Consider the following 14325-nt stretch of genomic DNA (forward strand, 5'->3'; position numbering starts at 1 on the left):
AAATACATTCTATCGAGTAAACCTTTTCTTATAAATTACGACTAGAAACACACATAACAATAGGAGTGGAACTATTACAGTCCACTTATTAAACATAAATATCTCTGTACTCACTTTTTGTTTTTCTTTCTCGTTTAACTCCACACGCTCACCTCGAACTAGCAATCTATTGGTGTTTACTCCATAAGGCGTACACGTAATTAAAGTTGTATAATCTTTATTTTCTACAATTTGTAGATCTTCCATTTCGTGTGGTAACACTACTTTAATTTGATCTACTTTATAAGCAAGAACTTTGTCTAAAGAATAAATATAAAAAAGATCTCCTTCACTCAACTTATCTAAATCTGTAAATAATTTTGCTGATGGTAAACCACGATGCCCTGTTAAAATAGTGTGCGTATTTTCTCCACCTACCGGGAGCGAAGAAAAATCTAAATGACCTATCCCGCGACTCAATACTTCCTCAGAGGTCCCTTGATAGATTGGCAGTTTTATATTAATTTTCGATATTTCAATATACCCCATTACATCTCCTAAATTTAACGCATCAGCATACGCTTGATGATTACTTTTTTTTTCAGAAAATGGATCTGTAAATGTTTTCGCAAAAGTTTGAACTTGTTTATTATATTCGGCTGCTTCTTTTTCCCTACGTTCGACTTCTTTCTTTTGTAATGCTTTAATCTTCTTATCGTAAGAGCTAATCTCAGAATAATGTGCACGAGTCGCCAACCAATTACTAATAGTAGGATATAAAAAAATACCTAATCCAAATAAGAAAATACCTCCCAAAACAAGATTTCGTTTCATATTTCCACCTCTGTATACGCTTAAATATCGAAAAGAGGAAAGCATTTTGCTTCTCCCCTTTTCATATGGTTACATGTTCCTAAAATCTTAATTTCTAGCAAACTTTTTTCTAAAGAAAACAAATGCCGCTGTAAGCATTAAAGTAAGGCCTATTACAGTAAAAAGAGTCGTTCCTATACCACCCGTTACCGGAAGAATCCATCCACTTTTATTATTTTCAATCGTCAATTTAACCGTTTGATTATTTTCACTAATCTTTACATCAATGGGTTCTTTTAATAATTGATAAGATGCTTTTGTACCATCTTCTTTTGTATATATTGGTGCTTTCGTTTCAAAAATTTGATAGTCTCCATATGGAATGTTAGACCATTTAATAACACCATTTTCATCTGATACACCTGTTACTTCTTTTCCTGCTACGACAACTATTTTTCCATTATTATCTTTAAGTACAAACTCTGCACCTTTTAATTTATTCTTATTAGCACCATCAATTTTTGTTAACTCAATTATTCCAGTTGTCGGAATAACAACTACGGGTTTAGATTCCTTTTCTCCAATTACATCATTTTTATTTGTAAAATGTATTTTTGCTGTATTTAAAATTTCCGAACCAGATGGTACTCCTTCTTTTACTTGAGATTTAATTTGCAAATGAAATTCTTTTTTACCATCTAATTTTGTGAAATCTTTTACTGTAGCTGTTACTTTTTGACCTTCTATAGCTACCTCTACAATGCTTGCATTTACTTCTGCTCCATCAATTTTCACGATTGGCTTTCCTTGAATCACTAAACGATTATCCAAAGTATCTGTTACCACATATTTTTTGTATTCCTTAATGTCTTCTGGAATTAATATTTTAATATCATAATTATAATTAGTTAACGGATTGATTGGTAACGCTTCCAATTTTCCGTTAATCTTTTTATCAATTATTGGTTCTTCATAGTTTTTCACTTCTAATTTAACTACTGTACCAGAAGTAATAGTTCCATCTTCATTAATTGTTCCGGAGTTCTTAACAAAAAACTCACGTTTAGTTGGATCTATTACATAGCCTTTCGGAGCTTTTGTTTCTTGGAAATAGTATTCTCCATACACCAATCCTTGCACGCGAATATGACCATTAGCATCTGTTGCTAACTCTTTTTTCACTTCTGTACCGTCTTTTTTAAATAAAGAGAATACTGCACCTGCTAATGCTTTTTCATTTAAACCAGTTTTTATTAAATCCACTGCACCACGTTTAATCTCATTTTTTGGATACATGTGAACATCATAGTTTAGCACCTTACCCTCTTTATTCGTTAATGGAATATCCACTGTATACGTATTGGGATTTAGATTCACATGTGGAGGTCCTGCCACTTCTTTCACCTCATAACGTCCTAGCGGAAGATCTTTTAATACAGCTTGTCCGTTATCATCTGTTACTACTTGATTTGGAGTGGCTCCCAATACAGGTTTCACGTCTTCTTTTACGATTTTCCCATCGTTTGAAATTTTTTCAAAAGAAGCAACCCTTTTTACTTCAAACGTTACACCCTTTAATGGTTTCGCATCTTTTGGCACCTCTTGATTTGCAGAACCGTCACCTTCTAGTCCCTGTGCTCCATCTTTTTCTTGTTCATACTTATGAATCGTTAAAGTACCTTTAGATGGTGAATCCGCCTTTACTAATACACTAGACCATGTAGAAAATGTTAAGAAAAACAATAAAAGCACACTAAATATTTTTTTCATTTCTCTTATCCCCTTTACTACTTCTATCATTTTAAAAATCTCTTTATTACTATTACCTTCTTAAAAGCAATAGTGTGCCAAGTATCAGATTTAAACGAATAACATAAAACATAGTCGTCCAACAATCCATTGTTTACAATCACTTATTCACTTTTCTTATCTTCTATTATTACGTTGTCTCTCCACATGATATATGTAATTTTCTCCCCTAAATTACACGTATATCCCTATTTCAAGAATCATTACATTTGTTACATAATAGCTTTCACCGCTAATTTCGACTATTCACTTACTGTCAATCTATTCATTTCTCACTTCCTATCCCTATTTAAAATCCAATCTTAATCATTTTTTAATACATATAAGTAATAACCAACAAATAAGTGTGACGATTCATATTTTACGTTACTGTCCAAAACTATTACCTGTATATTCAAATAATATGTGCTATTCATGTTAAATTATGGTATTATTCTTAGAAGTTTATAACTTTTATTTATATTTTTTATTGATAAAGGTTTTCCGTATCTACTTATGAAAAAGGAATATATGTTTATTTAACTATTACGCATAACTGTAAGGAGGAAGAATATGACTAAAAAACTCAGTCTAGTTGAGATAGAGTACATTTGCAATATGTTTTTTCAATCTTTCGAAATTCCAGTTTGTTTTTTAGATTGTAACAAAAATATTCTTTTAGAATTTAAATCAAAAAATGATTCACATTCGTTATATACATCAAAAATAGAAGAGTTACATATGCTTTTTCAGAGAAATGATACATATAATTCCCCCATCTTCAGAACTCACGAATATCTAGGGCACTTTATTTTAATTCACATAAAGAGCGATTATATGGTGAACGGTACTCTTATTATTGGGCCCTTGACACATGTGAATTCTTCTACAAGTAAAGCGGATAGTAACCTTAATTTTATTCCAAATTATAAAAGAACAAGAGACCATTATTTTTCATTGTCAGTCAAAGATCAAAATTTCTTTGTAAATATAGCGATATTGTTCTATAACATTCTCTATAAAAAAAATTCAGATGTAAGCACCTTTTCAAATAACAGTGACTCACTTCATATAAGTCATAGCAGCATCTTAAACGAAGATGTATATATTTCAATGCAAAAAGACGAATCCATTTATCATAATTTATATATAGAGCAGCAACTACTTAGTTCTATAGAACACGGGGATAAAGAAACCGTACTCAAATATTATTACGAATTCCAACAAGAGACTCTTTCATCTTTATCTTCATTCCATCAATTAAGACGTCATAAAAACATTTGTATTTCATCCATCACGCTCGCTACTAGATATGCGATAAAAGGGGGACTTCCATCTGGGATTGCTTACAAAATTTATGATTTATATATTCAAAGAACAGAAGATTTAAAAGACAAAGAATCTGTTTGGGATTTATTAAAAAATGCTTTTTGTACCTTTGCAGACCGTGTAAAGGCACAAAAAACACAGCAACATTCACAGACTATTGCTATTTGCAAAAACTACATTTTTAAAAATATTTACAATCCAATATCTGTTAAACAACTTGCTAAATTTGCAAATGTGAATTCAGATTATTTATCTATATTATTAAAAAAAGAAGTCGGTATTTCATTAATTGAGTACATTCAACGTGAACGAATCGAAGAAGCAAAGAAATTATTAACTTTCACCACCTATCCTTTATCAGACATATGCGCTTCGCTTAATTTTAGCGATCAAAGTTATTTCACTAAAATTTTTAAAAAATTCACCAATGAAACACCTGGTAAATATCGAAAATCTCATGTTGTCATTTAGAGTGAAACTTCCATTAAAACAAAATGTTTTCAGTAACTCATCAATGGCAGATTAGAAGCACTCCCAGATTCATGAACTATAGGATTTATGCTTTTCCAAACCAAAAAACACGTTACTATTCTTTTATTTTAATGAGAATAGTAACGTGTTTTTTATGTAATGTAATTTTGTAGACAGAACATGATCCAACTACAAATTTTTATAGAAGCCAAATGCACCGCTTAACTACTAAAATCTTATTAAGTAAAAAATCCATATTTTGTTTTACTTACTTTCTACTTTATTTCTTTTGAATAATGAACTCTTTTCTTCAAACGAATGATCCCTACTATTATTTTTGTATCTTTCTAAATTTGCGAACAAAAGTGAGTACTGTGCCTGTAATAATCATCAATATGCCGATTGCTGCACTGTTAGTTGTACTTACACCCGTCTTTGGAAGCTCCTTATATGTATATTCTTTTTTATCGCTATTACTGTTGTTTGAGATATTACTCTTATTTTCCTTATTAGCAAGGCCATTAGCTTTGCTAGTTTCTTTATCTTTCACTAATACTTTTTGTATTGCATTTACCTCATTACCCACGGAATCTCTAACACTATATATTATTTCATAAGTACCAGCTTTAGTTGTATCTATAGTTCCTTCATACGCTACTTTAGAAATAAGGTCACCGTCCTCTTTATCAGTAGCTGATACCCCTACCAATGGATCAAATTGATCACCCTCAGTAATTGAAGTTGTAGCAGGTACTTTTAGTATTGGTTTATCATTTTTTACTTCTTCTCTAACTTTGACCGTTACAGTTTGCTTCGCCGTTACTTCATGACCTTTAGAATCTGTAACCGTGTACGTTAATACGTAAGTACCGGCTTTAGTTGTATCTACTTCACCATCAACTTTGATTTTAGAAGTGAGATCACCGTCTTCTTTATCGATAGCTAATACTTCTGCCATTGGAACAAATGAATCTCCAACATGAATTGTCGCTCCAACAGGCACTATTAATTTAGGTTCTAAATCTGATGTTTCTCCATTTCCCTCTACAATTACAGTCTGTCTAGCCGTTGTATTTCTCCCTTGGGAATCAACGACCAAGTATTCCACAATGTATGTACCTGGTTTTGAAGTATCTACATCGCCTTTATGCTTTACTTTATTTGTTAAATCACCATCTTCTTTATCAACAGCTTTTACATTTCTCATTGGATCAAACGTATCACCTACACGTAGTGTAATCGTAAACGGTACAGTTAACTCTGGAGCTTGGTTTTCTGCTGTTTTTTCGTTCTCTTTCACCGTTCCTGTAATTTTTGCCGCATCAAAAGCATTTTGGACTGCTTGAACTTCAATTGAGTTCGCTCCATATTTATTAGTTGCCACTTTAAGGCATGCCAATTTCAATTCAGAGAAATTAGAAGTCATATTTAATTCATCAGTATTTGCATAATAGAAAATATCAAACATTCTATCTTCACCAATACCATTTACATTTACACCGTTATGAGTACCACCTTGTGCCATTAAATACGCAACTTTATTAATAATACTTGAGTTAAAATGAACGCCTCCATAATCCTCTCCATTTAAATCATTATATTTACTATAATCATCCGGATACGGTAGTCCTTCTGAAAAATTAATTGCAGTTGGATTTTTCATATTACGAAAAATCGATCCAGTTTGTTCTCCTATTGTCCAGTTAAATTCCTCATTATTTATGTATTTCTCTATAGCCGTTCCCATAATATCCGATAATGCCTCGTTAATTGCCCCAGATTCTCCTGAAAATTCAAGGTTAGATTCACTTGATGTAACTGCATGTGTAAATTCATGACCGGCTATATCGAACGCTTTTACCATGGGATCTCCATATAAAAGCATACTAATGTTATTAATATTAGTACTAAATGCATTCTCCCAATTTTCAGGATCATTTGTTCCTCCAGAATCCCATGCATGTACAACTGAAACTACTTTTTTTCCTTTATTATCAAAACTATTACGCTTATATTTTTCTTTATAAAAATCGTATACCTTTGTTGCTAAGAAATGAGCGCTTACCGCCTTTGGATCATTAAATGTTGTTGAAACACTAGTTGCTAGTATACCAGGATAATAACTTTCTTCATTTGTAATATCTCTATAATTTACATCATATGTCTCAATTCCTTGTCCTCTTGTGTAATCAGCAAGCGCATAATTCCCACTGGTCTGTTTAGAAATACCAAATGTACGAGTTACGCCTAAATCATCTTTTCCTGTTCCAGTTAATGATGTAAAATTGCTAGTTTTATTTTCCTTAACGGATTCAACATACTCTTCACTTATTTTCAAACTTGATTCTTGTACCATATCTTTTAACATTTCACCATTATGAGCATTCACTAAATAGGTTCCAGATACATAATTTGGTGTTGTAGCAGCAAATGTAACTTGATATGCATTGCTAGCCTGCCCATGATTTTCATCAACAAAAATAACTGCCTTAACTTCTGGCTCAGAAATAAATTTAGTATCGTTTCCGTACTTTTTATAAATATATTGTTTTGCTTCTTCTTTTGATAAATTAATAGGTTTCTTTAAATCTTCTTGTGTTAAATTTTGTGCGCTAGCTCCTGAAATGCTTTTAATAATACCTTTTTTATCTACGTGAGCAGTCAACTGGTGGCCATATACTTCTTTTCCTTCATATATTTGTTGCATGCGCACAAGTGTAGTTCCATCATAAGAACCACGTTTTTGAAGAACCTTGTAATCTACTCCTGTTTCTGCACTAACTTGTTTTGGAGACAAAGCATGCTCCGTATTTTCCTTAAGTGCATCTTTCACTACATTCTCTGGTGCCTTTTTTGATGGTTGTGTCAGATCACCTGTACGGAACGAATCCTCTTGAATTTCAACTTGCATTTGACCAGGTTCCTCTGCATGCCCTACTCCATATGGTGTTACACTTGTTAAAACGAATCCTGTTGTTAATGCAACTATAGCTATTTCTTTTTTATTTCCCATGATATTTACCTCGTATAAATTTCTATTATTTATATGAAACTGCTAAAATGTATACAATCTATTCCTAACATAAAAAGATGACTTTTGTAATCTACAAAAGCCACCTCTTCAATATGTAATATCCCTAAAATGTTTTTAATACATAATTTCTATACGAACAGAAAAAAGCATTCATTAACGAGCATTTTGCAATACTTTTATTAAGTCATTTATATTTTCAACTTTCTGCTGAAACTGATCAAGTCTGCTATGTAACAATGAAGGATTTTTATCTTCAGTTGAAATAACTTGTTTTAATTCGTTTTCTAATTTATCATACATATCAAAGAAATTATCAAATTCTACACTTACAAGCTCTTCATTTTCGCGATAGAATCTTTTTGCTTCTATATAAGTCATATATGATTTATTTAAAAATCCTAATGAAATTAAATATTTAGAAGTGTTTTCTTGATAAATAGCAATATCACACGCTATTTTAATATCAGAATAAGTCTTTTGAACGAGACAATGCAATTCAAAAATCTTAAACTTTAATCCATTATTCATTTCATCCCCTCCCATCGTATCTATTCTACATAAAATTAGAATATTATACAAAGAAAATTATTAGCATGAAATTGACAATTTAAAAAATAACTTAAGGATAAACAAAATCCCTCTCATTATAAATTATAGTTGCGGAGCATTTACCAACATAACAGCAAAATAAAAAGCGAAAAGAATAAATCTTTCCGCTCTTAGAGTAATAAATACATTTCATATTGCGCTAAAGAATTCTTTTCAAATCCACATTTCTTAAGAAAACCTTCCAGTAAATTATTGTTAGGAAACCCAATTGATAAACTTGATAAATTTAATTCTTCTCTTGCTACTTGTAATAATTTCATCCCAACACCAATATTTCTATAATCTTTGTCTACGAAAATAAAACTAATTTTACCTTGTTTATTTACACATAGAGAGCCTTTTAAGTCATTATCGACATATGCACCATAAAATACATGATTTGTTTTTTTGATATAATCAATATCATTTTGCCAATTTATATGGAAGTTTAACCATTTCTGAATTTCATCTTTAAAAGTTGGAAATTCTAATTGTTTTACTTCAATATCCTTACAATCTTTATTCATTATTTTAGTCAAATCATTTAAATTATAATAAGAAAGATCGTACACTTTTTCATAGCCCAACTTATTATAAAAATGAATCGCTCGGTCATTTCCTACAATGACTTCGAGAAAAAGTTGCTTACATCCATGTTGAATCGCCTCTTCTTTATGCAGTTCAAATAATTTTTGACTCACACCAATACCGCGGTAATTAGGATGAACCGCTAATGTTCCACAGCGCATAGTCTTAATACTTTCATAATCCTTTATACCACCTAGTATTACGCCAACAGGTTTGCCTTCTTCTAAAGCAAGAAAAGAATGTTCTAGCAAATTACCTTCTGGTCCCAAAAAACGTTGTATAAAATCCCCTTTTGAAACTTCCATTTTAATAATGTAATCTGAAAATCCAACTTTAAAAGCTTCATATACTAAATCAATATTTACATCACTACACCTTTTATATTGAATCATAATATAATTATGCCTCCAATTACTTATGTTAAAACCCTCTAACTATCTATTATTTACTACATTAATCTCATAAACACGTAAAAAAGCAATTAAATGCTCACATGCTCTTTCGCATGCTAGCATTTTAAAGATTTTTTGTTCTTCTTTCGTTTTATCATTTGCTTGATCTGAAGCAGCTTTTAAACAGAGAAATGGTTTTTTATTTATTTGACACACATAGGCGAAAGCTGCTACTTCTTGATCAACTGCCAATGCTCCATATACGGTATGGAGTAAATATCTCATTTCTGAACTACGAATACGTTGATCTCCGGATAAAAATGTACCGAAATGTATTGGATCATATGATCGTATTTTTTTTATTCTTCTTACAAGTGATTTTGTTGTTTCAATAGGTGCTGTTCTACCGTTATATAAATTAAAAACATCTTCCCCTGAGCCAGCTGCAGTAACATCGTGTTGTATTGCGTTTAGTGCCACTACAATATGACCGTTTTTCACCTTGTTTGATAAACTTCCGCATATTCCTGTCATAAACAACTCATCTGGCTGAAACTCACTAATTAACAATTGTACACAACTAGCGCAGCTTACTTTACCGACACCAGTAACAACTGATATAATTTCCAGCTCATTAATAGTATGAAAATGAAATTCCCAAGCTGCTCTTTTTTCAACACGTTCACTCGGATAATGTTGATGCAAATACGTCAGTTCTGGTTCCCATGCAGATACAATTGCAATACGTTTCATTACACGCTTCACTTCCCCTATTGTCATTTAAATAAGTTATCTATACTTTCTCGTTCATAATCTGGAATCCATTCTTTGTATTTCTTATATGAATCTCGTATTATTTCTTTATTCTTCGCAATTACTTCACATCCTCTATCATCATACATAAACATGACAATATCTTTCTTTGCATTTATGAGAAATACATCTGGATAAGAGATTTCTTTTTTTCGTCCAAATCGAAGATACAGATCAGAAAAATCCTCATGATTAGCAGCTTGTATCAGCGGTTCATATTTAATATCTTCCGCAAGACATTTAAAAGAAAATTGATATGTACAATATAAAGTGAAACTTTAATCAGTGGGGGGTCTTACTGCCCGGCAAATAGCGGGATAAATCTGCTTCTTCATCTTCAAATAAAAACGGTAACGTTTCTTATCTTATATGAAATCTTAAATCTCTTTTCTTAATATATTTATTGTATATATTTATTTTCTGTGAAGTTTTTATGTTTTCCTTTTTAAATCTATAAACATTTGTCACTACAAACACTACATCTTCTTTTGAAAATATGTCTTCAAAGTTGAGAAAAGTATTCCATATTTAAATCGTCGGTTCCTTCTACAATTTGATATTTATCTTTTCCGAAATCAAAATGTAAATGATTTTCCCACTGAGAATATAAGTAGGGTCCTAATGTAACTCCTGGAAATGTTTGATTCATATATTCTTTTAATTGCATTTCCTTGTCCTTTCTACTGTACAATTCTTTTTAAATCCCAATATGCTTCTTCTAGCCACGGATGTATAACTTTCAATGTATCTTTCCTTTCCCACAAATATGAAATATATACAAAAGCTGCTTTTTCCAAAGATTTTCCCAATTCTTTTTTTATTTCTATTAAATATGGTGGTGTCCCTTTTTGATCCCATTCTATTTTATCTGCAACAAATAATACTAAATCCATCTTCGTTGCATGTTTACGCAACGTTGTATGGCAACAAATTGCATTTAAAATCTCTTCATCTTCGACTTTAAATATTTCTTTTGCGATTACCCTCGATAATTTTTGATGAATAATCATAGGAAACTTTCTTTCCGCTTCCACTATTTCTACACCAAATTCTTCAGCAACTGCAATCCGCTCCTCGTTTGGAAAAATGCCACTAATATCATGTAAATATCCTGCAATTGCTGCTTTTTCTTTATCTACGTGAAACTTTTCTGCAATCTTTTTTGCCTCATTTGCCACACGAATTGAATGTTTATATGTAAACTCTTTATTATATTTTAGTAGAAAAGCTTTAATATCATTGTCTATTTTTCCAGTTGGAGTAAATGAATATATATCATTACATAACATAGAAAATCCCCCTTATAACTAACTTTCATTATAATGTAGAATCTAAATATCCTTGTTATTTTATATTCGTTATTAATCTTTTTACTCCTTTTTAATACGTTACATGAAATTTTATACATAATCATCGCTACAAGTACATAAATGTTTGATATTATAGTAATGTTGATGATTTGTAAGGAAAGGAACTACACAATGAATAAAAATATATTAATTATTGATGATGATAAAGAAATTGTTGAATTACTTGCTGTTTATTTGCGAAATGAAGGCTATAACATTTATAAAGCTTATGATGGCGATGAAGCATTGCAAAAGGTTTCTACATATGAAGTTGACCTTATGATTTTGGATATTATGATGCCAAAACGAAACGGATTAGAAGTTTGTCAGGAAGTGCGTGAAAATAATACTGTACCAATTCTAATGCTTAGTGCAAAAGCAGAAGATATGGATAAAATATTAGGCCTTATGACAGGTGCCGATGATTATATGATCAAACCATTCAATCCATTAGAATTAGTAGCTAGAGTGAAAGCTTTATTACGAAGATCCTCTTTCCAAAATGCTACTTCGCAAAAGAATGAAGATGGTATTATTCGTATTCGCTCTGTTGAAATACACAAACATAATCATACAGTTAAAGTAAATGGAGAGTACATTAAACTAACCTCTATTGAATTCGATATTTTATATTTACTTGCGAGTAATACAGGAAGAGTATTTAGTTCAGAAGAAATTTTCGAACGCGTTTGGAATGAAGATGGTTATGGTTCAAATAAGACGGTAATGGTCCATATTAGCAACTTACGAGATAAACTTGAAACAGTAATAAATGGAGAAAAATTTATTCATACTGTTTGGGGAGTTGGCTATAAAATTGAGAAATGAAGCATTTGATATATTAAAAGATATTCCTAAATGGAAACTTATTTTTTGGCTTTTATTAGCTATCACACTCACTCCTATTACTGAATTAATTATTTATCGCCTCGTTACGAGTGTAATTGAAAGTTCACTTACTCTAACCGAACTCGGTAAAGAATTCATTCGAATTTTTGGTTATGAAAAGTATAAAGGGATTAAAGAGTCTTTATGGATGATGATTGTATCTTATTTGTTTTTATTTTCTATTTTTTCATCCTATCTTTACATTTTTTATCGTCACGAGAAAAAACTTTATTATGAAACTTGTATAAAAAAAATGATAGAAGAAATTCGTTATATTGCAAATGGAAACTTCAATCATAAAGTTTCTATTGTAAATCATAATTATCTAGAAGAATTAGCAATCGGGGTCAATGAAATTGTTGAACAATTAAAAGTCTCAATTGATGAAGAAAGACAAGCTGAACAAGCAAAAAGTGAACTTATTACAAATGTATCACATGACTTACGCACTCCCCTTACCTCTATAGTTGGATACGTAAATTTAATCCATCATGATAATTATAGAGATGAAGTGGAATTGCGATACTATATTCAAGTCATTTACGATAAGGTAACTCGTCTTAATGCATTAATGAATGACTTGTTCGAATATACACGTGTTCAAAATAAAGAATTAAGCTTGTATTCTGTTCCTATTGATATTGTAGAGTTACTTGGACAATTAACTGTTCAATTCCGTATACAATTTCAAGAAGCTAATATAGAATGTCGGCCTTCTTTCCCGTCTCAAAAGCTCATGGTATTAGCTGATGGTGACAAATTAGTGCGTGTGTTTGAAAATCTTATTATAAACGCTATCGCTTATGGAAGCGAAGGTCGCTATATTGACCTTACTGCTTATGAAAGCAATAATATGATTACAATTGATATAACAAATTACGGACAACCTATTCCTAGTACGGATTTACCTCATATTTTTGAACGTTTTTATCGCGTTGAGAAATCTCGCTCTACAAACACTGGTGGATCTGGACTTGGATTAGCAATTGCAAAAAGTATAGTCGAATTGCATAAAGGAACAATTGAAGTATATAGTGATGACGAAAAAACAACATTCACTGTAAAACTACTCCCATACAAATGTTAATATTACAAATAAAAAGTTCAATTTCTTACCATATAAGAAATTGAACTTTTTCCATAATTACCCTAAATTTAATAATCCTTTATAATTCTTTAGAAATTCTTTACCTTTTCTTTCTTCCTAATTAAGCATTCCTTTTTACAATACTATTATTGATGTCATAATAGGAGGATCGCTTATGCAATTCTTAAAGAAATTCGCTATTTTATTATTATCTTTTTTTATTACTGCACTTATCGTTTTATATTTTTATCTTTATGTAAATGGTCCGATTATTCAAGCTAAATCAGCTATTTTAATAAATGCTAATTCAGGTGAAATTGTTTATAAAAAAAATGAAGAAACTCCAGTACAATCAGCTGCTTTATCTAAATTAATGACAGAATATATCGTATTGGAGCAACTAAATGATAGAAAAATACAGTTAGATGACTTAGTACAAATAAGTAACGAAGTTTTCCGAGTAGAAACAAGCCCTATACAAGTAACATCGAATGATAAAACAACGGTTCGTGATTTACTTCATGCATTGCTACTGGCAGGGAATAATCGTTCTGTACTCGCCCTAGCAGAACACATTGCTGGAAATGAAGATAACTTTACAGTATTAATGAATAAAAAAGCAAAAGAACTAAAGTTATTACAACCATCTCCATTTCTAAACTCTACTGGAATTAATAATAATACAAATAAACAATCAACTACAACAGCGATAGACGCAGCTAAACTAGCAGCACGATTAGTAAAAGATTTTCCAGATGTATTGAATATTACGAAACTAACCTCTTACCAATTTACCTTCAAAGATTCCCAGGTTTTCAATACGAATAAAATGATATATTCCCTTAATGAAAACATTAAACTTCAAGGTGTTGATGGCTTACAAACTAGTTTTTCAACTAACGGTAATTATAGTTTTGTCAGTACAGCAAAACTTGGAGATACTAGACTAATTTCAGTAATATTAGATGCAGATGAAGAAAACATTTCATTTATTGAAACAAAAAAGTTGCTCCAGTATGGTTTTGATCCTTCCTCGTACTCTGCACTCCAAGCTTTTAAAGACGCCCTTACATCTTGGACAATATTGCTTCAGTTTAAAAATTTAATTATACAAACTATAATGATTTTTTTAATCATTACCACCTTAATGTTTTTACATATACGTCAGAAAAAATCCGAGGATTTCAATTAAGAAATCTTCTTATA

11 protein-coding genes and 1 pseudogene are annotated in these 14325 nt (G+C 31.0%); 4 read left to right on the plus strand and 8 right to left on the minus strand.

Annotated elements, in window-relative coordinates:
* Positions 1-9: 9 nt before the first annotated feature.
* Positions 10-813 carry a class C sortase gene (locus ACTFO4_RS23490; RefSeq protein WP_440013743.1) on the minus strand — a complete coding sequence of 268 codons (804 nt, stop codon included), beginning with the start codon at positions 811-813 and terminating at the stop codon, positions 10-12.
* Between the two features lie 87 nt (positions 814-900).
* The gene (locus ACTFO4_RS23495; RefSeq protein WP_440013741.1) at positions 901-2562 is read right to left on the minus strand and encodes a SpaA isopeptide-forming pilin-related protein; all 1662 of its coding nucleotides are present in this window, start codon (positions 2560-2562) and stop codon (positions 901-903) included.
* A 591-nt stretch (positions 2563-3153) separates the two neighbouring features.
* Here ACTFO4_RS23495 and ACTFO4_RS23500 point away from each other — a divergent pair.
* On the plus strand, positions 3154-4380 hold the full coding sequence (locus tag ACTFO4_RS23500; protein WP_440013739.1) for a helix-turn-helix transcriptional regulator: 1227 nt from the start codon (positions 3154-3156) through the stop codon (positions 4378-4380).
* Between the two features lie 331 nt (positions 4381-4711).
* On the opposite strand, the gene ACTFO4_RS23505 is transcribed toward ACTFO4_RS23500, so the two are convergent.
* From ACTFO4_RS23505 to yqeK, 6 genes and pseudogenes are all read right to left on the minus strand, one after another.
* Entirely contained in the window at positions 4712-7393 is a 2682-nt protein-coding gene (locus tag ACTFO4_RS23505) for a M4 family metallopeptidase (RefSeq protein WP_078421587.1), read from the minus strand.
* A 174-nt stretch (positions 7394-7567) separates the two neighbouring features.
* Positions 7568-7942 carry a hypothetical protein gene (locus ACTFO4_RS23510; protein WP_001059022.1) on the minus strand — a complete coding sequence of 125 codons (375 nt, stop codon included), beginning with the start codon at positions 7940-7942 and terminating at the stop codon, positions 7568-7570.
* 191 nt (positions 7943-8133) lie between these two features.
* Positions 8134-8982 carry a GNAT family N-acetyltransferase gene (locus ACTFO4_RS23515; protein WP_000617038.1) on the minus strand — a complete coding sequence of 283 codons (849 nt, stop codon included), beginning with the start codon at positions 8980-8982 and terminating at the stop codon, positions 8134-8136.
* 42 nt (positions 8983-9024) lie between these two features.
* The gene (gene mtnN, locus ACTFO4_RS23520) at positions 9025-9762 is read right to left on the minus strand and encodes a 5'-methylthioadenosine/S-adenosylhomocysteine nucleosidase (RefSeq protein ID WP_000151939.1); all 738 of its coding nucleotides are present in this window, start codon (positions 9760-9762) and stop codon (positions 9025-9027) included.
* Positions 9759-10462, minus strand: a pseudogene (locus ACTFO4_RS23525) (DUF3885 domain-containing protein). The gene mtnN and the pseudogene ACTFO4_RS23525 overlap by 4 nt, the downstream one beginning before the upstream one ends.
* Before the next feature lie 13 nt (positions 10463-10475).
* Positions 10476-11084, minus strand: a complete 609-nt coding sequence (gene yqeK, locus ACTFO4_RS23530; RefSeq protein ID WP_000882441.1) for a bis(5'-nucleosyl)-tetraphosphatase (symmetrical) YqeK — start codon at positions 11082-11084, stop codon at positions 10476-10478.
* A gap of 192 nt (positions 11085-11276) precedes the next feature.
* Between yqeK and ACTFO4_RS23535 the strand changes: the two genes are divergently transcribed.
* The 3 genes from ACTFO4_RS23535 (at position 11277) to ACTFO4_RS23545 (ending at position 14311) form a co-directional block, all read left to right on the plus strand.
* Positions 11277-11972: a response regulator transcription factor gene (locus tag ACTFO4_RS23535; protein ID WP_001038807.1), complete on the plus strand. Its 696-nt coding sequence runs from the start codon at positions 11277-11279 to the stop codon at positions 11970-11972.
* On the plus strand, positions 11962-13119 hold the full coding sequence (locus ACTFO4_RS23540; protein ID WP_001243307.1) for a sensor histidine kinase: 1158 nt from the start codon (positions 11962-11964) through the stop codon (positions 13117-13119). The genes ACTFO4_RS23535 and ACTFO4_RS23540 overlap by 11 nt, the downstream gene beginning before the upstream one ends.
* Positions 13120-13294: 175 nt before the next feature.
* Entirely contained in the window at positions 13295-14311 is a 1017-nt protein-coding gene (locus ACTFO4_RS23545) for a D-alanyl-D-alanine carboxypeptidase family protein (protein ID WP_103622067.1), read from the plus strand.
* Positions 14312-14325: the final 14 nt, after the last annotated feature.

This window comes from Bacillus cereus group sp. MYBKT14-1 (genome assembly GCF_051915185.1).
GTDB classification, from domain to species: domain Bacteria; phylum Bacillota; class Bacilli; order Bacillales; family Bacillaceae_G; genus Bacillus_A; species Bacillus_A cereus.